The sequence below is a fragment of the Mesorhizobium sp. L2C066B000 genome, assembly GCF_000502335.1.
In the GTDB taxonomy this organism is placed as follows: Bacteria; Pseudomonadota; Alphaproteobacteria; order Rhizobiales; family Rhizobiaceae; genus Mesorhizobium.
This window is the reverse complement of record NZ_AYWZ01000001.1, coordinates 1,163,296-1,185,475: the sequence shown is the minus strand read 5'-3', so window position 1 is coordinate 1,185,475 and position 22,180 is coordinate 1,163,296. Positions and strand designations below refer to the sequence as shown.

Here is a 22,180-nt window from a genome sequence, read left to right as displayed (position 1 = left end):
GAGTGACGGTTGCGTCCTCAAAGAGGGGAGCGCGACAAGCTCCAAGTCGCGGCAAGCTGTTCCAGGCCAGCGCGAAATGATAGGGCGCTTGAGCACGATGCGCGGCTTTCATTCAACGGAGAAGGCGATGACCGATGATAGGGAGACGGCTCACCGGTGGGAGCCCGTGGGAGATTTACCTCCGGCTGCCTGTCAGGTGGGGCGTCTGCGAACCGACAATTACTTTGTGAAAAGGCCTTGGAGAGCGGCCCCGGAGAAGCGAGAATACTCAACCGGAGGAAGCGATGTCCAAGTTCCAAATGCAGATCGAGACCACGCACCCGATCCTGTTTCTCTCCGACGCATCGCCGAACGTGAGATTTCCCGACAACACAGGCCAGTCCTTTGCGACAGCGACGGCTAATTGCTTGTGTTTCTATGTGCTCTCCTATGTCGACGGAGCCTCGCTCGTCACCGTCAGTGACGAGAAATGTGATGCCGGGGGAAAAGAAATGTTCACCGGTGTTATCGAGGCTGCGACTGGCGTGCTAACCGTGAGCGACAGCGCTTCGTTCCACTATCTAAATATACCCGTTCCACCCGGTCCTGTGTCGGTCGAAATCTGGGCCGACGACGACAGGAACCCCGAATGGGTTTGGATCAAGCTCGGAGCAATCCAAAATCACTGAGCATCCGCCCACCGTCGTTTATGGGTTCACGACCTAGTACTGGACCTCAGGGAGTACCCCTGTGGATCGACCTGATCTCATCGGCGACCAGTTGCTGCAGCCGCCACAGATTGCGGTCGCGGATGCCGAATTCCTCGAGGTGGCTGACGGTGTTGTAGAGATATTCCGCGCCTGAGCCGACATGGCCGCAGGCTCTGGCAAGCACCCCCGCCACGGTGTCCAGCGGCTGCCCGAGCGAGGTTCCCCTGCCCGTCACCCCGACCCAGAAGCCGAGCGCCCGTATCCGGCCCTGCTGGGTGCGCACGGGAACCCACCGGACCGAGCTGACACTCTCATGATCGTCGATCTCGCGCCGCAGCAGTCTTTCGATCTGCTCCGGCTTGTCGCCGTCGGGCAGGCGGTAGATGACGCCGTCGCATCGGCCACCGCGTTCGAGCGCCATCATCAGCCCCGGCTGCGCGACGCTGCCGCGCCAGCGCACCATGTCGAGGCAGAAGGAGCGGTGCCAGCCGAAAGCGGTGGCGCGCTGGCGTTCGACGGATTCGAAAGCCGGCTTCCAGATCAGCGAGCCATAGGCGAACACCCACAAAGGCCCCTCGTCTGCTTCTTCAGACAGCCGCAAGGCTAATGTCCGGTATCCTCATCGTTCAGCTGCGTCCAACTGCAGTCGGGTCCGGGATCGACCTCTTCGCGATGACACAGTGACACAAGCTCAGGCGTGAGCGACATAAGGCGCATGAAACGACTACCCCTCGTTTGCCCCAAGGAAAGTCGAAAACCGCCCCAAGTGCAAGCCGCCGGTGGGGCGAAGTGCGGAACGATGTGTCAACGCAGCCGTTGAATTTGCTCCGGTTCGCTGTCGGATTCGCGTCGCTGAAAACGTCCTTTGATGGATCGGACGACGATCTATGCATGAAGGTGAGGAGACCGAAAATGCCGAAATCCCCAATGCCCTTCTTCTGGTACGAGTTGATGACCAGCGACCTCGATGCGGCGCAAGCATTTTACACCACCGTGGTCGGCTGGCGGGCCGAGCCCTTCGACAAAGCGCCCGGCATGCCGCGCTATATCGTGGTGAACTCCGCCGAGCGTGGCGTCGGCGGGCTGATGACCCTGCCCGAGGAAGCAGCCAGGACGGGTCTGAAGCCGGCCTGGTTCGGCTATATCCACACCAGCGATACCGTTGCCTCGACCGAGGCACTGAAAGCGGCGGGCGGGACTGTTCACCGCGAACCCGACGACATTCCCGGCGTCGGCCGCTTCTCCGTCGTCGCCGACCCGCAAGGCGCCGCCTTCATGTTCCTGCAGCCCAATGGTCCCGACCAGCCCGTCCTTCCGGCAACGACGCCGGGCCATGTCGGCTGGCATGAGCTCTATGCAGCGGACCGGGAGGCGGCCTTCGACTTCTATTCAAGCCAGTTCGGCTGGACTGATGCCGGCAGCATGGACATCGGCGATATGGGCATCTACCAGACCTTCGGGGCAGGCCCTGAATCCGGCGGCGGCATCATGAACAAGCCGCAACAGCTGCCGGTGCCGGTCTGGCTGTTCTATTTCAATGTCGACGCCATCGACGCAGCCGCCAAACGCGTCACCGACAATGGCGGCAAGATTGTCATGGGCCCGATGCCGGTGCCGACCGGCCAATGGATTGCCCAGTTCACCGATCCGCAAGGCGCATATTTCGCGCTGATCGCGCCGGGCCGCTGATACCCTGCGGTGCTCGCCCGCACGGAACTGCTCTCATGGCGCCGCCGGTGCGATGAGAGGCGCGTCCGGGGCGGTCATTCCGGCGCCAGCACCGCAACCTTGAGGTTCTCTTTCCTGGCGCCGCTGAGCTGGATCGTGGCTGCGCCAGGCGTCAGCTTGAAGCGCACGCTCTTGCGGATGCCGGGGCAGGTCTTCACGCCGCTGAAACCCGCTGATTTCACGGCTTGGCCATCCTGAATGACGTCGACCCAGGCCTCATCGGACAGGCTGATCTGGAGCTCTCCTTCCGCTGGCACGGCCACGTTTGCCGTCGCGCCGAACGTGCCGGCTGCCGGCGCGCGTTGCGGTGAGACGGTGAAGCTGACCGCATCGACCGGCTCCAGCGCCATATCCGCGGCTTCGCCAAAAGCAAGAGAGGCACCGGACTGCGCGGCGGGCGCTGCCGGAAACAGTTCCTGCTCGCGTGTCACCGGCCATTTGAAGGCATCGCAGCCAGCATCAGCGGCCATGGCGAAACTGGTGCTTGCGAGGATTGCGAACAGGCTGATGGCGACTTTTTTCATGGCGAAGGAACCCGTCTGGTTTGGAGTGTCTACTCGCAGATATACAACCTTAACGAGATATATGCAACCAAAACGAGAGCAAATTTCGAAGTCAGACTGGAAATAATTGCAATCACCGATTGTTGATGACAGGCCATGGGAAGTGAATGGTCCAGCGCCGGGTGATGATTTATGGCCGGGCCACATGGTTGGAAAAAATGGAGTTTAGATGAAGCTTTTTGACGGTCTCGCCAGATTTCAGCCGCAGGCACTCGGCGTCCTGCGCATCATCACAGCCCTGCAGTTCCTCGAGCATGGCTCGCAGAAACTGTTCAATTTTCCGGTCAGCGCCGAGCCTCACGCTCTTAGCGGCCTGACGGCGACGGCAGGCATCCTGGAATTCGCCGGTGGCATCCTGCTGGCGCTCGGTCTGTTGACCCGGCCGGTCGCGTTCCTTCTGGCCGGCGAGATGGCCATCGCGTATTTCATGGCGCACTACCCGCGCGACTTATTCCCGGTCAACAACAGCGGCGACGCGGCAATCTCCTTCTGCTTCATCTTCCTCTATCTGGTGTTTGCCGGCGCCGGCGCCTTCGCGCTCGACAACCGCCGCAGCACCTGACGCGCCTGATGCATGTCGCCCAAAAGTGCGCAGCGGTTTTGGGATAACGACTTGCACAAAACAAGAATCTGAAGCGCCTCGGCGAAGCCGAAGCGCTTCAGGCGCGCATTCGCTCCAACTTCGCGTCAAAGAGCGGTGTCGCCTGAACGCGAGCCGCGTGGCGCTTGCCTAAAAGTTCGATCTCAAAGCCGTCGCTCTTGTCTGCGATCTCCTTCGGCACATAGCCGATGGCGACGGATTTTTTCGAGTGATGCGCATAGCCGCCCGACGTCACCCAGCCGCGCACCGCGCCATCGTACCAGATCGGCTCGTCGCCGATGACATCGGCATCGTCGGCATCGAGGATAAATGTGCGCAGCCTGAGCTTGCCGCCCTGCTTGCGCTCGGCAAGAGCGCCGGTTTTACCGATGAAATCGGCATCCTTGCCATAGGCGACGAAACGGTCGAGTCCGGCCTCCAGCGGCCCGTAGATCGGCCGGTATTCACGCGCCCATGAGCCGTAGTTTTTCTCCAGCCGCAGCGCATTGAGCGCGCGCGAGCCGAACAGGCCGAGGCCGAATTCCTCGCCTGCCGCCATCAACGCCTGGAAGGCAGCGCGCTGATATTCCGGCGCCACCCAGATCTCGTAGCCGAGATCGCCGGTGTAGCTGACGCGGCCGACCAGGCACGGCGCCGTGCCGATGTCCATTTTCGCGACCGCCATGAAGGGGAATGCGGTGTTGGCGACATCCGCGCGGCTGACCTTCTCCAGCACCTCCCTCGCCTTGGGTCCGGCGATCGCCAGACCGGTCAGTTTCTGCCCCAGCGCCTCCATGCGCACTGAGCTATCCGCAGGTAAATGCGCCTCGAACCAGCGCATATGATACTGCTCGGCGATACCGGAGCCGGCGATGAACCACTCGGTCCCGTTGGAATTGGGGGCACCGATATTGGCCAGCGTGAAATCGCCGATGAGCTTGCCGTCGTCCTTCAGCATCGGCGCCAGCGTCATGCGGCCTGGCTTGGGCAACTTGCAGGCAAAGATCCGGTCGAGCCAAGCGGCCGCCCCTTCTCCCGTCACCTTGTATTTGGCGAAGTTCGAAATCTCCGCCAGGCCGACGCTCTCACGAACAGTCGCGACCTCATTGGCGACATGGGAAAAATCGCTGGACCGCCGCCACGAGAACTCGTCCCTGACACCCTCGGGCGCAAACCAGAGCGGCACTTCCAGCCCATAGGACACGCCCCATTGCGCGCCCTTGGCCGACAGCAGATCGTAGATCGGCGTCGTCTTCAGCTGCCGCCCGGCGGGCAGCTCCTCATTGGGGAAGCGGATCGAGAAGCGGCGCGAATAATTCTCGCGCACCTTGGCGTTGGTATAGGCCATCGTCGCCCAGTCGCCGTAGCGCGCGGCATCCATGGCCCAGATGTCGGCGCCGGGATCGCCCTCGATCATCCAGTTGGACAGCGCCAGGCCGACGCCGCCGCCCTGGCTGAACCCGGCCATTACACCGCAGGCGACCCAGAAGCCCGGCAGGCCGCGCACCGGCCCAACCAGCGGATTGCCGTCCGGCGCGAAGGTGAAGGGGCCGTTGATGATCTGCTTGATGCCGGTCCTCTCGAAGGCCGGGAAATGGCGGAAGCCGACCTCAAGCGACGGCGCGATGCGGTCGATGTCCGGCTCCAGCAATTCATGACCGAAATTCCACGGCGTCTGGAATTCGGACCAGACCTTATTGGCCTTCTCGTACGTGCCCATCAGCATGCCGCCGCGCTCCTGGCGCAGGTACAGCTCACCATCGAAATCGACGGCATGGATGATCTCGGTCCCGGTCTTGGCGTTCCACGCCGCCACCTCGGGCATATCCTCGGTGATCAGGTACATGTGCTCCATTGCCAGCACCGGCAGCTCCAGCCCGACCATGCGGCCGACCTCGCGCGCCCATAACCCGCCGGCATTGACGACATGCTCGGCCACCACTTCGCCCTTGTTGGTGATGACGCGCCACATGCCGTCGGGCCGGCGCACAATGTCCTCGACCTTGGTGAAGCGCTCGACCTCGGCGCCCAGTTTCCGCGCGGCCTTGGCATAGGCATGCGTCACGCCGGAGGGATCGAGATGGCCGTCCTCCTTGTTGCGGACGGCGCCGACGAATTGTTTCGGGTCGAGCAGCGGCATCAGCTCGGCCGCTTCATTGGCCGATATCTCCTCGAGGTCGATGCCGAGGTAACGCCCCTTGGCGACGACGCCGCGCAGCCAGTCGAGCCGCGCCTCGGTTGCCGCCAGAAGCACGCCGCCGGTCAGATGTACGCCGGTCGCCTGTCCCGACAGCTCCTCGATCTCCTTGTAGAGCGAGATCGTGTATTTCTGCAGCTTGGCGACGTTGGGGTCGCCATTGATCGTGTGCATGCCGCCGGCCGCATGCCAGGTCGAGCCGGAGGTCAGCTCGTCGCGCTCCAAAAGCACGACATCGGTCCAGCCATGACGCGCCAGATGGAACAGCACGGAGCACCCGACGACGCCACCGCCAATGACCACGACCTTTGCATGCGATTTCATGAGTTTTGCTCTGTTATCAATGAGTTGGGAACGTATGATGAATCGGAAAAGGAAGCGCCAAGCGACCCCCCTCTGGCCTGCCGGCCATCTCCCCCTCAAGGGGGGAAATCAGCAGCGTCTGCACCGCCGCGTTCTTTGCAACGTTAGTGATTGGCGAAGGAAGACGTGACAGCCAATCTCCCCTCTTGAGGGGGAGATGTCCGGCAGGACAGAGGGGGGCGCCGCGCGCCGACGCTGAAAAAGTCATGGCTCGCCCTGCCCGATCGCTTCCTTGCGCCTGGCCACATACGCCTCCAGCGCCTCGCGCACGGCGATGTCCATCACCGGCTCGACATAGTCTTCCAGCGCCTTCTTCCACAGCCGCGTCGCGCGCGCCGTCGTGTCGAGGCCGCCGGCCTCCTGCCAGGCCTCGTAATTCTGCCAGTTGGACAGCATCGGCTGGTAGAAGGCGGTGGCATAGCGTTCCAGCGTGTGCGGTTCGCCGAAGAAATGGCCGCCGGTCGGCACCGCGCCCAGCGCCTCGACAGCAAGCTCCGCCTCGTCGACGACGATCGGGCGCAGGAATTCCATCATGTGCTGGATCATCTCGACATCGATGATGAGCTTTTCGAACGATGCCGTCAGCCCGCCCTCCTGCCAGCCGGCGGCATGATAGACGAGGTTGCCGTGGCCGAGCACAGCGCCCCACAGCGCCATCAGCGTCTCGTAGGCGCCTTGCGCGTCCGCCGCATTCGATGCCGACCCCGGTGTCGTGCGGTAGGGCAGATTGTAGCGCCGCGCCAATTGCCCCGAGGCGATGTTGGCCTTGGTGTTCTCCGGCGTTCCGAAGGCCGGCGCGCCCGACTTCATGTCGACGTTGGAGGTGAAGGCGCCGTACATCACTGGCGCGCCGGGGCGCACCAGTTGCGTCAGCACCACGCCGAACAGCGCCTCGGCATTCTGCTGCGCCAGGGCGCCGGCGAGCGTCACCGGGCTCATCGCGCCCATCAGCGTGAACGGCGTCACCGCCACCGACTGGCCGAACTCAGCCATGGTCATCAGCCCTTCGGCCATCATCTCGTCGAAACGCCGCGGCGAGTTGACCGAGATGATGGTGGCAATGCCGGGATCATCGCGCATCTCGTCCAGCGTCAGCCCGCGCGCGATTGCCATCATCTCGATGCCGTCCAGCGCCCGGCCTCGTCCGATCGCCGAGACATGGAACGATTTGTCGGTCAGCGTCAGATTGGTGAAATAGGTATCCATGTGCCTGGTGTTGGCCGGCAGTTCCACCGGCGCGCAGACCTGGTTGCCGAGCATGTGGATGCAGTTGAAATGCTGCGCCAGCCGGGTCAGATCGGCATAGTCGTGCAAGTTTCCGGCGCGCCGGCCGCGCTCCATGTCGTGCACATTGGGCGGCCCGGCGACGAGGGTGAAATTGATCGTGTTGCCGCCGAGATGAATGGTGTTGGCGCGATTGCGCGGCGTCAGCCGATAGCTGGACTGCGTGGTCTTCAGCGCCTCGGCGACAAGGCCCCGGTCGATGCGGACGTTCGCCGTTGCATGGTCGACCTTTGCGCCCGCCTTCTCGAACAGCGCCAGCGCCCGCTGAGACATCACCTCGATGCCGAAATTTTCCAGAATATGCATCGACGCCTGGTGGATCGTTTCGACCTGGTCGACTGAGAGCATCGCCATCGGCGGATAGGGATTGGTCACCCGCCGCAGTGGAAGTTGCGGGATGGCGGCAGGCCCCCGGTTGCTGGTTCGCTCCGCGCCGCGCTTTCGTCTTGGTTCATTCATGCCTGGCATCAGAGCGCCGGCATCCGGATATCGCTGTCAGAAATCCGCCCTTCGCGGGCGTGATTTTAGCCAAGGCGGCATTTTTGAATTCGTATGGAGACAGAGGCGACGCAAAAGGTCGGAATAATGATACAGGTCCCACTCAGCGGAGCCGGGCCGGCAAGCCGTTAAGAAACGCCGCAAGATTCCCTTTATGATTTCAGCCTATCCGTCTTCCATGCGTAGTTCGAATTTGAGTAAAATTGTAGCGGTTGGCGTGCTGCTGGCTTTGCCGGCCTGCGCGACGCCGCCCAACCATATCAACAATGTCTGCGCCGTCTTCGACCAGAACGACGGCTGGTTCGACAACTGGCAGTCGGCCGCCGAGCGCGCCTCGCAGAAATACGGCGTCCCCGTCCCCGTGCTGATGGCGACGGTGCGCAAGGAATCCGGTTTCAAGAGCAATGCCAGGCCGCCGCGTACCAAACTGCTCGGCTTCATTCCGTGGAAACATGTCTCGTCGGCCACCGGTTTCTCGCAGGCGCTCGACGGCACCTGGTCGCAATATCAGAGCGAAACCGGCAGCTGGGCGGCGCGGCGGACCAAGTTTGCCGATGCCGTCGATTTCGTCGGCTGGTATCATTCCAAGACATCAGACACGTTCGGCGTCGCCCGCAACGACACCTACAATCTCTATCTCGCCTACTATCTCGGCTGGACCGCCTACGGCCGCGGCAACCGTGGCGATGCCGGCGTGCAGGGCTATGCCAGGGCGACCGAAAAGATGGCCCGCGACTATGCCGAACAGCTGCAGCAATGCGGCAGCTGACGTTGCCAAGCGGTCTTGCAGCCACGCAGTTTGCGATCGAAGCAGAACTCAGCCATTCATTCGCTTGGGATCAGGTGGAGGATCGACCTCCCTCCCTTTACCGCTGCCGTCGACAGCTTTCGGTCAAACGTCGCCAATTGGCCGTCACGCGCCTTGGCGAGTCCCAACAAATAGCTATCCGTTACCTGTGCCGGGGTGAGGATCCTGGCTGCATCGATGTCGTTGGAACCGACAAGGCTGATCTCGTCAGGCCAGAACTGATGTCCTGAAAGGGCATGCAGCTTGCCGACAATCTGCGCCACCACGGCGGGCGAACCCGGAGAATTGGGGTATTTCGGGTTGCTTACAATCCTGATGACGCCATTCTCGGTAATGGGACATGTTGCCCATGATAAATGCCCGGTGGATTGAAACCACCGATGGGCATCTTCATGCGCGACGTGAGCCGGATCGATCAACGCAATCAAGACATTGACGTCGAGCAGGAAGGTCACGGCAATTCGTCGCGAAGCGCATTGACCATTTCGAGATCGACCATCGGGCCGTCGGGCCGCGATGCAAGCAAGGGGATGCCGTTGCGTTCACCGCCGGTCGGTGGCCTGCGCAGTGAGCGGCGAGCCAGATCGGAAATGACATCGCCAACGCTGCGATCCTGCTGTCGCGCCATGGCCTTGGCCGCAAGTAGGACATCGTCATCGATTGCAAGTGTGGTTCTCACAATATGCTCCCTATCGCGCATCAAACATCACGCATCACATAAAGCAATGGACAGCAATATTCAAGCGAACGTAGCCTGTCGTTCCTTGAGCTATGGCGACGCTGCGGCAATGCGCCAACGAGCGGCATTGCCTCTTGGCTGGTCAGCTCGGCTTCTTGCCATGCGGGCGCTTCGGCGGTTCGCCGGCGAAACCGGGGCCGATCCCATCCGGTGCGTCTTCCGGCACGCCCTCATGCGCTGCGTGTTCCCTGTCGAACTTGATCACCGGCTCCATCGTCGCCAGCACATCGTCCGACAGCCAGCACAGGCTCATATGGCCATCGCCGAGATGCTTCACCGGCGGCACCTTGGTCTCGCACAGATTGTCCGGCACCAGCCTCTTGTAGCCGCAGCGCGTCTGGAACGGGCAGCCGCTCGGCGGGTTCATCGCCGACGGGATATCGCCTTCGAGCACGATGTGCCGTTTGACCACGCTGGTGTCGGCGATCGGGATCGCCGACAGAAGCGCCTCGGTGTAGGGGTGGTAGGGCGGCGCGAAGATCTGGTCGGTCGTACCCTGCTCGACGATGTAGCCGAGATACATGACGACGACCCGGTCGGCGATGTAGCGCACGACGGACAGATCGTGACTGATGAACAGCATCGTCGTCTTGTTCTTGCGCTGGATGTCCATCAGGAGCTCGGTCACCGCCGCCTGCACCGAGACGTCGAGTGCCGACACCGGCTCGTCGGCCACCACCACCTTGGCATCGCCGGCAAAGGCGCGCGCCACGCCGATGCGCTGCTTCTGGCCGCCTGAGAGCTGACGCGGCTTGCGCGTCTCGAAGGCCCGCGGCAGCTTCACCAGGTCGAGCAGCTCCAGCATGCGCTTGCGCCGCTCGGCGACATTGTTGCCGACTTTGAATTTTTCCAGCGTGCGGATGATCTGCGAGCCGACGGAGTGGCTGGGATTGAGCGTATCGAACGGGTTCTGGAACACCATCTGGATCGACGACACCGTTTCGACGCTGCGCTTCTCGATGCCGGTCGACTGGATCTCCTTGTTGCCCAGCGTCACTGTGCCGGCACTTGCCGTCTCCAGCCCCAGCAGGACCTTGGCCAGTGTCGACTTTCCACAGCCGGACTCGCCGACGATGGCGACGGTCTCGGATTCGCGCGCCATGAACGAGATCGTCTCATTGGCCTTGACGACGCGGCCTTCGCTGGAGCCGAACACTTCGCTGCCGCCGACCTTGTAGTATTTTCTCAAATCCTCGATCTTGAGCACCGGGGCGCCGGGCACGACCTTCTCATTGACCTTCTTGGCGCCGGGAGGCAGCGCTTCCCAGTCGATCTCGTTGAAGCGCACGCAGCGCGAGAAATGCCCTTCGTGACCGGCGACCTCGATCATCGGGATTTCGGCGGCGTTGCAGACGCCCTCGACGAAATGGTGGCAGCGCGGCCCGAAATTGCAGCCCTTGGGCCGCTCATGCGGCAGCGGCAACTGGCCGGGGATAGAGATCAGCGGCCGCGAATTCTTGTCGGCGCCCGGCAGCGGAATCGAGCGGAACAGCCCTTGCGTATAGGGGTGACGCATCCGGTCGAACACGTCCTTGATCTTGCCGGTCTCGACCGCTTCGCCCGAATACATCACCGTGATGCGGTCGCAGGTCTCGAGGATGAGGCCCAGATTGTGCGACACGAAGATCATCGACGTGCCGAACTTCTCGCCCAGCCCCTTGACCAGTTCGACGATGCCGGCCTCCACCGTCACGTCGAGCGCCGTCGTCGGTTCATCGAGCAGAAGCAGCGCCGGCTTCGACAGCAGCGCCATGGCAATGACGATGCGCTGCTGCTGGCCGCCGGACAGCTGGTGCGGATAGGAACGCATCATGCGTTCGGGATCGGGCAATCTCACCGAGCGCACCATTTCGAGCGCCCTTTTGTAAGCCTCTTCCTTCGACACCTTGTCGTGGATCAGCGGCACTTCCATCAATTGCTGGCCGACCTTCATCGCCGGATTGAGGCTCGCCATCGGCTCCTGGTAGATCATGGCGATCTTGTTGCCGCGGATGGAGCGCAACTCCTCGTCGGACAGCTCGCCCATGTCCTTGCCCTGGAACTTGATCTTGCCGCCGACGATCTTTCCGATGTTGGAGAGGTCGCGCATGATGCCGAGCGACACGGTCGACTTGCCGCAGCCGGACTCGCCGACGATGCCCATGGCTTCGCCCGGCATCACCGTGCAGGAAAAGTCCATGACGGCAGGGATCTCGCCCTTGCGGGTGAAGAAGGAGATCGACAGGTTCTCGATCTCGATGATCGGCGCAGCGCTTGGCCCAAGGGTCGGGTTGCCGGGATTTCGAACTGCCTCATTCATGGGTCGCTCCAATCCTATTTTTATGCTCGCGGGGCCGAAACCCGCAGATCAGTCTTTCATCGATTGTTCGCGCAGCGAGTCGGCAAGCAGGTTCAAGCCCAGCACGAACGACATCAGCGCGATGGTCGGCGGCAGCGCCGGGTGGATGAAGGAGCGCAGCAGGCGGCTGGCGTCCTTGATTGCGGTGCCCCAATCCGGGCTCTCCGGCGCCAGACCCAGCCCGAAATAGCCGAGCGTGCCGAGCAGGATCGTGGTGTAGCCGATGCGCAGGCAGGCATCGACGATCAGCGGTCCGCGCGCATTGGGCAGGATCTCCCACAGCATGATGTACCAGGGCGATTCACCGCGCGTCTGCGCCGCCGCCACATAGTCGCGCGTCTTGATGTCCATCACCAGGCCGCGCACGATGCGGAACACGCCGGGGCTTGAAGCAAACACCACCGCCACGAAGATATTGAGCTGGTTGGGGTCGATGTGGATGATCTTGAACGGATCGGCATCGAAGACCAGGCCGGCATAGACCCAGCCGCCGATGATCAGCGTCAGCCCGAGCAATATATAGAGGCGGTCCGGCCGGTTCTTGTAGCGCGTCCAGAACAGTACGGAAAAGAAGATGATCGGGAACAGGAAGAACAGCCCGGCCATGGCGTAGGGGATCGGCGTATCCATGATGCCCGGCGTCACCAGCAGGTAAAACAGCAGGATCACCGGGAAGGCCAGCACCAGATTGGCCAGGAAGGACAGCACAGTGTCGATCCGGCCGCCATAGTAGCCGGCGGGCAGACCGAGCGTAATGCCGACCATCAGCGCGAAACCGGTCGCAGCCGGTGCGATGATCAGCACGATCTGGCTGCCATAGACCATGCGCGAAAAGACATCGCGGGCGAGCTTGTCGCCGCCGAAATAGTAGATGAGTTTCGATACCGGCTCGAGCGCGCCCGGCAGCGCATCCTTCATGATCGGCACCTGGGCGAGCGGATCGAAGGGCGCGACGGTCGACGCGAAGATTGCCGTGAACAGCCAGAACAGGCAGATGCCGACACCGACTATGCCGACGCCGCTATCGAACAGCTGGCCGTAGAGGCCGAGCCTTTTCTTGTAGGTGAAGCTCACCCCCATCACCAGGGCAAGCCCTAACCAGACCGGCCAGAAACGCCCAATCACGCCGAGCACGACATTGAAGGCACCGATATATTCGACCTGCATCTGCCCCAGCCCCCTATTGAACTCTGATACGCGGATTGAGGAACGCGTAGCCGACATCCGAGATGAGCTGCGTGATCAGCACGATGAACACCGAGACCAGTGAACAGCCAAGCAGCAGATCGATGTCGTTGTTGCCGGCGGCCTCGACCAGCGTGTAGCCAAAGCCCTGGTAGCGGAACATCACCTCGACGATGACGACGCCGGTAAGCAGCCAGGGAAATTGCAGCATGATGACGGTGAAGGGCGCGATCAGCGCATTGCGCAGCGCGTGCTTGACGACGACGCTGCCGAAGGAAAGCCCTTTCAGCCGGGCGGTGCGGATATATTGCTGCGTCATCACCTCGACCATCGAGGCGCGTGTCATGCGGGCGATGTAGCCGATGCCGTAGATCGCCAGCGTCATCACCGGCAGGGTGAAATTGTAGAAGGTGATGCCCTGGCTTGCCGAGGCGGCCGAACCGTTCAGCCAGCCGAGCCAGGAGGCGAAGATGACGGTGAAGATGACGCCGGAAACATATTCGGGCGTCGCCGTCGACGCGATCGATGCGACGGACAGCGTTCGGTCCGTTCGCGAGCCCTCGCGCATGCCGGCCAGGATGCCGATCAGCAGCGAAATCGGCACCATCACCAACAGCACGCAGAGCATCAGGATACCGGTGGCGGCGAGTGCGGGGAAGAGCTTTGACGCAACCGAGGTTTTGAACTTGGTCGAGCAGCCGAAATCACCTTCCAGGATGCCGGAGAATTTCGGCTCCAGCGGATCGTTGCAGAAGGAGAAACGCTGCGTCGGCTTGCCGGTCGCCGGATCGGTCACCGGTTGCTTCGGGACGACGCCCAGCCATTGGCCGTAGCGCACGAAGAAGTTCTGCCGGTAGCCATGGTTGACCAGCCAACTTTCGAGCTGTTCGGCCGATGTGTGCATTTCGGTCTGGCTGATCGCCAGCTTCTTCAAATTCGGCTCGAGGTTGATCAGGAAGAAGACGATCATCGTCAGGCACAGCATCGTCAATGCCATGGTGCCGAGACGCCGGATTACGAAAGAAAGCATGGCGGTCCCCTGCCGGTCTGGTTGGGGTTGGAGCCAGTTCGAAAAACCAGCTTTGCCGCTGCCGGCAGAGTTGGCCGTCAAATCGGCACTCGGATGCAATCAACCCAGTTTTATTGAACGGTCTTTCAGGAGAGTCCGCAACTTTTTGCTGCGGCGGCTTCCGGTTCTGGGCCATGCGAGGCGTGACGGGAAGGAGCGAAGCGCCCCTTCCCTGACGTTCCAATCACGCCTGGTCGAGCCAGACCTTGCCGTAGTCGCGCTCGAAGGTCGGATGCATCTTGTAATTCTGCACCGCCTTGACCGAGTGGCTGTAGAGCTTGCGCCAGTATGGCTGGATCATGATGCCGGAATCCTGCAGGATCTGCTCGATGTCCTTCATCATTTCCTTGCGCTTGGCCGCATCGGCGACGGCCAATGCTGCATTGAGCTTGGCATCCCATTCGGGGTTGGAATAGGCCGACTCGTTCCACGCCTCGCCGGTGCGGTAGCCGATCGCCAGAACCTGGACGCCGAGCGGCCGCATGTTCCAGTTGGTCATGGACAGCGGATACTTGGTCCAGTCGTTCCAGAACGTCGAGCCCGGCAGCACCGTGCGCTTTACCTTGAGGCCGGCGTCGCGCATCTGCGCGGCGATGGCGTCGCCGGTATTCTTGTGCCAGTCTTCGTCGACCGTGATCAGCTCATGCTCGAAGTCGGCCTGGCCGGCTTCCGCCATCAGCGCCTTGGCCTTGGCCGGATCGCGAGCGACTTTGGGCAGCTCGTAATATTCCGGGTGGATTTGGCAGACATGGTGGTTTTCAGCCACCGTGCCGGCATTTCCGTAGCCAAGCTGCAGAACGACATTGTTGTCGACCGCCAGTTGCAGCGCGTTACGCACCTTCTGATCGCCGTAAGGCTTGTTGTTGATGTTGGTGCGGCACACGATGGTCGAGGCGGTGACGATTTCGGACTTGACCAGGTCCAGTCCGTCGAGGATCGACACATAGTCGGCCGAGGTCTCGAAATTCGTATGGACTTCGCCGGCCTCGAAGGCACTGACCATGGCTGCCGGATCGGTGCCGTAGTCGACGAACTCGATGCCGTCGAGGAACACCTCGCCGTCCCACCACTTGTTGTCCTCGCGGCGCTTGTAGACCACCTTCTGGCCGACATCGTAGGAGACGAGCTCGAACGGGCCGGTACCGATCGGGCAGGCTTTGAAGTCGCCGCCCTTCTCGTCGAAGCTCTTGTGCACGATGAGGCCGGGATAGTCGCACATGTTCGGAATGAGCGCGATGTCAGCCTTGCCGAGCTTCAGCTTGACGGTGTGGTCGTCAACCTTGGTCACGGCGCTTTCGTCGAGCTTGTCGTCCTTGACCAGCGTGCCGAGACGGCCAGGCATGGAATTGCCCTCGGCCTTCTTGTCGGCCCAGCGCTTGAGATTGAAGATGACGTCATCGGCGGTGAAGGCATCGCCATTCGACCAGGTCACACCCTTGCGCACATGCAGCGTGTACTCGGTGGCGTCGTCGTTGACCTCCCAGCTCTCCAGAAGGTACGGGCGGAACGTGTATTCGCTGGTGTACTTGACCAGCGGCTCAAGCGCCTGACGCTCGGCATTGGCGATTTCCGACCAGTCGGCCTTGCGCGGATCCTTGGGATCCTTGACCCATTGCGCGACTTTAAGGATGCCGCCCTTCTTGCCCTGCACCTCTTCGGCCCTGGCTTGGGTCGGCACGGCTACGCCGAGCATGCCGTAGGCCATCGCAGTCGACGCGCCGAACACGCTCGCCATGGCGAGGAACTCGCGGCGATCGACTTTGCCTGCCTTGGCTTCTTCGGCCATGGCCAGGATGTGATCGGGAACGCGATCGCCATTACTCTTGTAATTTGTCATACCTTAACTCCCATTGTTGGCTTTCCGCCTTTTAACATTCCGCATCCCTGCCGTGATGTCAAAGACGGCATGGCTACGGAACCTGTTAGGGAATGTGCAACTTTGAAAAGGGAGCGGTTCGCGTGATAACGACAGACTTGGCGCAAAAGTGCTAGCGCGCCCAGATTCCGCCGGAATCTGCTTAGGCGAGTAATTGATACATTTGGGCGGGTTGAGACAGCGCCAGTTCCGGTGGCGGTAAGGGCCAGGAACTCAATATTCCTTTTCGTAGAATATGCCGCCCTTGGCCTCGCCGCCATCATTGGCCTCGCCGCGCAGCTTGACGCCGCGTCCGACATTGAGGTCGATCGTCGCCTTGCCCGACCCTGGCCTGTCGCCTTTCTGGATCGTCACATAGGTGCGGTCATTGAGGTACTTGCCCGCCGACACGGCGGTGCCGCCCTGGTCATCGGTGGTCACATCCAGGTCGTCGACGCCGATTGCACTGCGCAGGTTTTCGAGCAGCGAGGTCGAGCCGCCGACGCCGGCCAGTTGGCCGGCGGCCTCGGCCAGCTGCGCGATCTGCAGCGGCGACAGGTTCGACATAGAGCGGCCGAAAATCAGCTGCGCCAGCACCTCGTCCTCGGGCAGCGCCGGCACCGATGAGAAGTCGAATTTCGGATTGGTCGCTTCGCCCGAGACGACGATGGTGACGGTGGCGCTGGTCGTGGTCGATGTCGCGGTCAAGTTGAGGTAGGGCACCAGCGAGCCCGAAAAGCCGACCGTGCCTTCGGTAAAGGTCAGCCGCTTGCCGAGGATCGACAGCCGCCCACGCTGCAAGGTGAAGGTGCCGACCGCCTGCGGCGAAGCCGCCGGGCCGGTCAGCCTCAGCGAACCGCCGAACTCGGCATCGACGCCCCTGCCCTGGATGAAGATCTGGTTCGGCGCATTGACCGTGACGTCGAGGACAAGCCCACTGCCGCCACCACCGCTGGCCGCCGCCGGTCGCAAGGCCTTGTCCTGCGCCCGCACGGAGGCGGGCGCGTTCTTGTGCTTGACACCGAGCGCTGCCAGCGAGCCCGGCAGCTTATCGGGAACGGTGATGACGGTCTTGGCCAGATTGACGGTGCCCGAAATCACCGGCGCCGAGGTGAGCGGCCCCTTGATGGTCAGGTCGCCGCCGAGATTGGCTGTCACCACCCTGCCGTCGGTATAGCGGCCGTCAACCAGCTTGATAGACAAATCGGCTGGGAAACCTTGCGCCGGATTGATGCCGAGGGTGCCGGAGGCCGACAGGCTGCCGCGTGTCGACAGCGTGCCGGTCAGCCGGTTGATCCGGGCAACGCCGTTGCCGATCGAAATGTCGGCGGCAATGTCGTTGACGGCAAGGCCGGAGCGCGCGTCGACCAGGCGGGCGCCCGACGTGCTGACCGTGCCGCCGATCACCGGCGACGCCGCCGGGCCGCGCATCTGGATATTGACGTTGGCGGTGCCGCTGAGCGACAGGCCTTGCGCCGCAAGCTTGGCGGCCAGGAAGGAAAATGGCACCTTGCCGTTGAAGTCGAGCACCAGCGCTGGTGTGCCGGCCGTCGTCACCGTACCGCCGCCCTTGAGGCCAAGCCCGGCGCCGTCGCTGATGTCGGCGTTGAAGGTGAGCTTCTTGCCGGCAAATGTTCCCGACGAAGAGATATTCATGCCGCCAAGACCGGCGCTGCGCGTCTGCGAGGTCTGCACCCCGCCGGCATCGATATCGAAGGCGACAGCCGGATTGCCCAACGCGCCCGTCACCTTCACAGTCCCTGAAATCGAACCGGCGGCCTGGAGGCCCGGCGAAAAACTGTTGGCCAGCGAAGCCGGCACCTTCGACAGCGCGGCACTGATGTCGAGTGCCTGCCCGACCTTGCCGGTCACCGTCGCCGTGCCGCCACCGAGATTGAGCACCAGCTTGTCCAGCGTCGTTGTGCCGTTGGCGATGCTGACGGTCGAGGCCTGGGCGATGGCCGCCTTGATGCCCTGCACCGTGGCCTGGCCGGAAGCGAGTTCGATGGTGGTGGTGCCGCCAGCCACCTTTATCCTGCCCGCAGCCTTCGCCGGAATGCCCTTGACGGTGGCGCCGCCGGAAAACCCGGTCCAGTCGCCGTCGCGCTTCAAATCGACATCGATGCCGCTGATGGCGGTGCCGCCGGAAATGACGCTGTCGGCGCGAATTTTGCCCGAGATGACCGGCGCGGCGAGATAGTTGGCGACCAGCGCATCGATCGACACCGTCTTCGCCTGCAGGTCGCCGCGCGTAATCGAAGCGGTCGCAGCCTTGACGGCGACGTTCGGGCCATCCGCGGTCTTTGAGAAGGCGATGGTGCCGCGCACGTCGCCTTCGGCCTTTTCCAGCACCAGCGCCGCCAGGGGCCCGATATCCGGCAGGTCGAGCGCGATGGTGCCGACCGGCACGAAAGCCTCGTCGAGCGCAAGGTCGCCGGAAATCTTGTTCTTGCCGAGCGACAGCAGCAGGCCGTTGATGGCGCTCTTGCCGTCCGCCGTCGCCAGCACCGCGCTGCCTTGCAGCGCCTGCCCAGCAACATTGCCGGTCAGTTGCACATTGGCCGCCGGATTGGCGGCATCGGCCTTGCCGGTGGCGGTCAGCTTCAACCCGGTGATTTCGCGTTCCGCCACGAGAAGCCGGTCGCTGCTGACCGTCAGCGACAGATCCGGGGCCAGGCTGGGCCCCTGCGCGTTGAGTGCAAAGCTGATCGCGCCTTTGGCATCTTTCGACAACAGCGAGATGTCGGCCAGTGCACCCTTGATATTTGCGCTAAGCTTGTTGTCGGCGAGGCTGGCCTGACCGTCCGCGGTCAGTGCGCCCGACGCCAGCGTGACCGGATTGGCGCTGACATTGCCATTGGCATCCCGCTTCAGCGTGGCGCTGAGCTGCGTGCGCTCTGCCAGCACGCTGCGCGCCGCCGCCGGCAACGCCGCCGACAGCACGTCGGCGTTGAGGTTGAGGTCGATTGCTCCATCGGCAAAGCCGACACGGCCATTGAAGGCGCTGCCCAGCGCATCGCCCTGCACCGAGCCGCTGTCGATGGTGATCGCATCGGCCGCCAGGCTGCCCGCGACCTTGGCGGTGACTTTGCCGGCGATCAGCGGTGCGATGGTCGGATTGTCCAGACCGATCTTGTCCGCCGTCACCGTGCCCGAGATCGGACCGGTGCGGCTTCTCAGATCAAATGCATCGGAATGCAGCGCAAGCGCAATGCCCTCGACCTTGGCGTCATCCGTCGCCACCGAAGGCAGTACCGCCGAGATGTCGAGCTTGGCTTGCGCAGCCTGCCCGGCCGCCTTCACCGACAGCGCCTGCAATTCGAGCTTGATCGGGCTTTCCGCGCTGCCCAGCGTCAACGGCAGGCTCGGACCGGACGATGTCAGATCGAGCGCGAAATCGCTGGCGCCGTTCGGGTTGACGGTGCCGGCGGCCTTGCCGGAGATTTTTTGGCCCGACAGCGTCGCCTGATCCAGCACGACGCCGCCGGCCGTCGAATAGCTGCCGGCCGCATCGACATCGAGCGGTCCGAGCCCGGCCTGACGGGTCTGGCTGGTCTCGGCGCCGGCCAGTTTTGCATTAAAGCGAATGTCGGGATTTGCTGACGGCCCGGTGATTTGCGCCGTGCCGTCGAGCGTGCCCGCGGCATCGAGGCCGGGCGAAAAGCCATTGGCAAGCGCAGCCGGCAGCGCCGAGAAGGTCGCCGCCAGATCGAGCGTCTGGCCCACCGTGCCCGACAGCGTCACCGAGCCGCCGCCGAGATCGACTACCAGCCTTTGAATGTTGGTTATGCCATCGGCAATGGTCAGGCTCGACGGCTCGGCGATCGCCACCTTGATGCCGCGCACCGTCGCCTCGCCGGACGCGATCTCGACGCTGGTCGCGCCCCCGGCAATCTTCGCCCGCCCGGCAGCTGTCGCCGGAATGCCTGATATGGTTGCGCCGCCGGTGAAATTCGTCCAGTCGCCGTCACGCTTGAGGTCGACGCCGATGCCACTGACGACGGTCGTTCCCGAGGTCACGCTCTCGGCCTTGATCGTGCCGGAGATCGCAGGGCTGTTGAGATAGTTGGCGATCAGTGCGCTGACGGTGACTGCCTTGGCTGCCACATCACCGCGCGCGATCGACACGCTGGCTGCATTGATGGTGACAGTGGGAGCCTCGCCGTCTTTGGCGAACACCACGGTGCCGCCGATATCGCCGGCCGCCGTCTGCCCGGCCAGCGACGCCAGCGGCGCGATATCGGGGGCGGAGATCGTCAGCGTCCCCAGCGGCAGGAATTTTTCATCGAGCGTGAGGTCGCCCGACACCTTGTTGTCGCCCAGCGCTACGCTGAGCCCCTTGATGGAGCGCTTGCCGTCGCTCGTCACCAGCGCCGCCTTGACGGCGAGCGGCTGTTCGTCGACCGCGCCGGTCAGCGAGACATCTGCGGCCGGGCTCACAATGTCGGCCTTGCCCGATGCGGTCAGCTTGATGTCCTTGACGGTGCGGCCGGAGGCCGTCAGGCTGGCACTGTCGGCCGAAACCGAGAAATCCGGTGCGTTGCGCGCGCCGCTTGCCGTCAGCGCGAAATCGACCCCGCCGGCGATCGGCACGCCGACCAGCGAAGACAGCACCGAGACGTCGCCGAGCTTGCCCTTGATGTCGGCCTGGATATCGCTGCCTTGCGCGCTGGCGGTGCCGCTGGCGCTCAGCGAACCGGAAGTGAGTTCGATCGAGTTGGCGGCGAAAGAGCCCTGCGGATCGCGCGTCGCGGCCGCCGAGAATTTGACCCGTTCGCCAAGCAGCGAACTGATCTGCGGCGGCAGCGCCGTCGACACAGCATCGGCATTCATCTTGAGCGTCATGGCGAGGTCGGCCAGCGCCACCTTGGCCGTCAGCTCGGCATTGAGCGCATCGCTGCGCAGCGTACCCTCATCGAGCGATATCTCATCCTTGCTGATCGAGCCGGAAAGAGAGGCCGTCAGCTTGCCGGTGACCAGCGGGGCCAGTGTCGCGACGTCGGTCTTCAGCCCGGCCGCCGCCAGCGACACGCTGACCGGGCCGCTGCGGTTCTCGATGTCGAAACCGTCGGAATGGATCCGCGCATCGAGATTGTTCACCTGAGAACCGCCCGCAACCACCGAGACGAGTGAAGCGCCGGCGTCAATCATCGGCGCCTTGCCGTCACCGAAGGCGCGCGCGGTCACATTGTTGATGGCCACCATGATCGGCTGCGCCGGGGTGCCGACATTGACCGTGACCGGCTTGGCTTTGGCCACCAGTTCGACCGAAAGGTCACTGGCGCCCTTGGGGTCGACCATGCCGGCAGCGGTGCCATGAACTGCGTCGCTCTCGATCGCAGCGCGCTCGATGTCGACGCCGCCGGCTGCGGTCGCGGTGCCGGCGAGGTCGAAACTGGTCTTGCCGGCAAACAGCGACTTGAACCGTTCCGGCAGGAACCCTTCGAACGAACCGTCGCCCTTGGCCTCGATCCGGTTGCCCTTGTCGGTCAGCTGGTGCCGGCCGGTGAGCTGGGTAACGATCTGCCCATCGACCATGAAGGTGCCGACGCCGCTCCAGTTGGCCAGCGGCCCGGTGCCCGAGACGACGATGTTGACCGGCGGCGCGCCGGGTAGCTTGAGCAGGTTGGCGATGATGCCGCCGGCCGGCTCGGAAGCCTTGAGATCGAGGTCAAGCTTGTTTTCATCCGGCGCGAAGTGGATGTTGGCGTCGACATTGCCTTGCTTGCCGTCATGGCGGGTAACGTTGAGCACCGTCTGGATCGCCAGCGGCGACGCATCGACCTTGGCCGATCCCTTGGCCGCAAGTTCGGCAATGCCGCTGCCGGCAAGTTGCTGGCCGAGCGCGATCTCCGGCAAATCGATCGCTCTGATATCAAGCGAAACCGGCAGGCCGGTCGACCCGCTCTTGCTCGGCTCGGTGCTCGCCACAGGCAGCCGTGCCAGTTCTATCCGTTCGGCCGCTATGCGGTCGGCGCTGAAATTCTTCGACAACAGCGCCAGCGGCGACCAGTCGACGGCCACCTTGCGGGCCACCAGCCAGGCGCCCTCGCGGTCTTCCAGCACGACATGGTCGACCGTCAGCGCGCCGGACCAGATACCGTTAATGCCGCTGACCGTGACTTTGCTGTCCCCTGACGAGGCCATGTCAGAGATGATGCCGGCGAGATTTTCGCGGCCGCGCTCGGTCTTGGTCAGCACGACCAGCGCGCCGATGCCCGCCGCCGCCACGATCAGCAGCGTGTAGAAAAACAGGCGAAGGATGCGTTTCAAAATCTTCATCG

At 63.1% G+C, this 22,180-nt stretch carries 14 protein-coding genes and 1 pseudogene; 4 read left to right on the top strand and 11 right to left on the bottom strand.

All coding sequences use genetic code 11. From position 1 onward, the window contains the following. Positions 1-284 precede the first annotated feature (284 nt). A complete protein-coding gene (locus X733_RS160445; protein ID WP_023807319.1) occupies positions 285-668 on the top strand; it encodes a hypothetical protein in 384 nt (127 codons plus the stop codon). 46 nt (positions 669-714) lie between these two features. Here the strand turns inward: X733_RS160445 and X733_RS01000000165895 are convergent. Further along, positions 715-1,406 (bottom strand): annotated as a pseudogene (locus X733_RS01000000165895) (gamma-glutamylcyclotransferase). 195 nt (positions 1,407-1,601) lie between these two features. Here X733_RS01000000165895 and X733_RS160450 point away from each other — a divergent pair. Continuing rightward, positions 1,602-2,378: a VOC family protein gene (locus X733_RS160450; RefSeq protein ID WP_023817915.1), complete on the top strand. Its 777-nt coding sequence runs from the start codon at positions 1,602-1,604 to the stop codon at positions 2,376-2,378. Positions 2,379-2,452: 74 nt separating this feature from the next. Here the strand turns inward: X733_RS160450 and X733_RS160455 are convergent, their stop codons facing one another. Continuing rightward, positions 2,453-2,941, bottom strand: coding sequence for a hypothetical protein (locus X733_RS160455; RefSeq protein ID WP_023817914.1), 489 nt, complete (start codon positions 2,939-2,941; stop codon positions 2,453-2,455). Between the two features lie 208 nt (positions 2,942-3,149). Here X733_RS160455 and X733_RS160460 point away from each other — a divergent pair, with 208 nt between their 5' ends. After that, a complete protein-coding gene (locus X733_RS160460; RefSeq protein WP_023817913.1) occupies positions 3,150-3,542 on the top strand; it encodes a DoxX family protein in 393 nt (130 codons plus the stop codon). Between the two features lie 97 nt (positions 3,543-3,639). Here the strand turns inward: X733_RS160460 and X733_RS160465 are convergent, their stop codons facing one another. Together X733_RS160465 and X733_RS160470 are read right to left on the bottom strand one after the other, a co-directional pair. Continuing rightward, positions 3,640-6,081 carry an FAD-dependent oxidoreductase gene (locus X733_RS160465; protein WP_023817912.1) on the bottom strand — a complete coding sequence of 814 codons (2,442 nt, stop codon included), beginning with the start codon at positions 6,079-6,081 and terminating at the stop codon, positions 3,640-3,642. A gap of 243 nt (positions 6,082-6,324) precedes the next feature. Then, entirely contained in the window at positions 6,325-7,863 is a 1,539-nt protein-coding gene (locus tag X733_RS160470; protein WP_023699648.1) for a trimethylamine methyltransferase family protein, read from the bottom strand. A gap of 217 nt (positions 7,864-8,080) precedes the next feature. Here X733_RS160470 and X733_RS160475 point away from each other — a divergent pair, with 217 nt between their 5' ends. Further along, the gene (locus X733_RS160475; RefSeq protein WP_023682203.1) at positions 8,081-8,671 is read left to right on the top strand and encodes a transglycosylase SLT domain-containing protein; all 591 of its coding nucleotides are present in this window, start codon (positions 8,081-8,083) and stop codon (positions 8,669-8,671) included. Between the two features lie 56 nt (positions 8,672-8,727). Here X733_RS160475 and X733_RS160480 read toward each other — a convergent pair whose 3' ends face one another. The 7 genes from X733_RS160480 to X733_RS160510 all read right to left on the bottom strand — a co-directional run bounded on the left by X733_RS160480 (position 8,728) and on the right by X733_RS160510 (position 22,178). Next, positions 8,728-9,165 carry a TA system VapC family ribonuclease toxin gene (locus X733_RS160480; protein ID WP_023682204.1) on the bottom strand — a complete coding sequence of 146 codons (438 nt, stop codon included), beginning with the start codon at positions 9,163-9,165 and terminating at the stop codon, positions 8,728-8,730. Then, positions 9,162-9,389 (bottom strand): hypothetical protein, encoded by a 228-nt coding sequence (locus X733_RS160485; protein ID WP_023668191.1) that lies wholly within the window; start codon positions 9,387-9,389, stop codon positions 9,162-9,164. The genes X733_RS160480 and X733_RS160485 overlap by 4 nt, the downstream gene beginning before the upstream one ends. A 142-nt stretch (positions 9,390-9,531) precedes the next feature. Further along, positions 9,532-11,748 (bottom strand): ABC transporter ATP-binding protein, encoded by a 2,217-nt coding sequence (locus X733_RS160490; RefSeq protein WP_023668190.1) that lies wholly within the window; start codon positions 11,746-11,748, stop codon positions 9,532-9,534. A gap of 48 nt (positions 11,749-11,796) precedes the next feature. Then, complete coding sequence (locus X733_RS160495) at positions 11,797-12,954, bottom strand: ABC transporter permease (protein ID WP_023690814.1); 1,158 nt, start codon at positions 12,952-12,954, stop codon at positions 11,797-11,799. 13 nt (positions 12,955-12,967) lie between these two features. Then, a complete protein-coding gene (locus X733_RS160500) occupies positions 12,968-14,002 on the bottom strand; it encodes an ABC transporter permease (RefSeq protein ID WP_023668188.1) in 1,035 nt (344 codons plus the stop codon). Between the two features lie 223 nt (positions 14,003-14,225). Next, entirely contained in the window at positions 14,226-15,878 is a 1,653-nt protein-coding gene (locus X733_RS160505) for an ABC transporter substrate-binding protein (protein ID WP_023668187.1), read from the bottom strand. Between the two features lie 252 nt (positions 15,879-16,130). Continuing rightward, complete coding sequence (locus tag X733_RS160510; RefSeq protein ID WP_023817911.1) at positions 16,131-22,178, bottom strand: translocation/assembly module TamB domain-containing protein; 6,048 nt, start codon at positions 22,176-22,178, stop codon at positions 16,131-16,133. Positions 22,179-22,180: the final 2 nt, after the last annotated feature.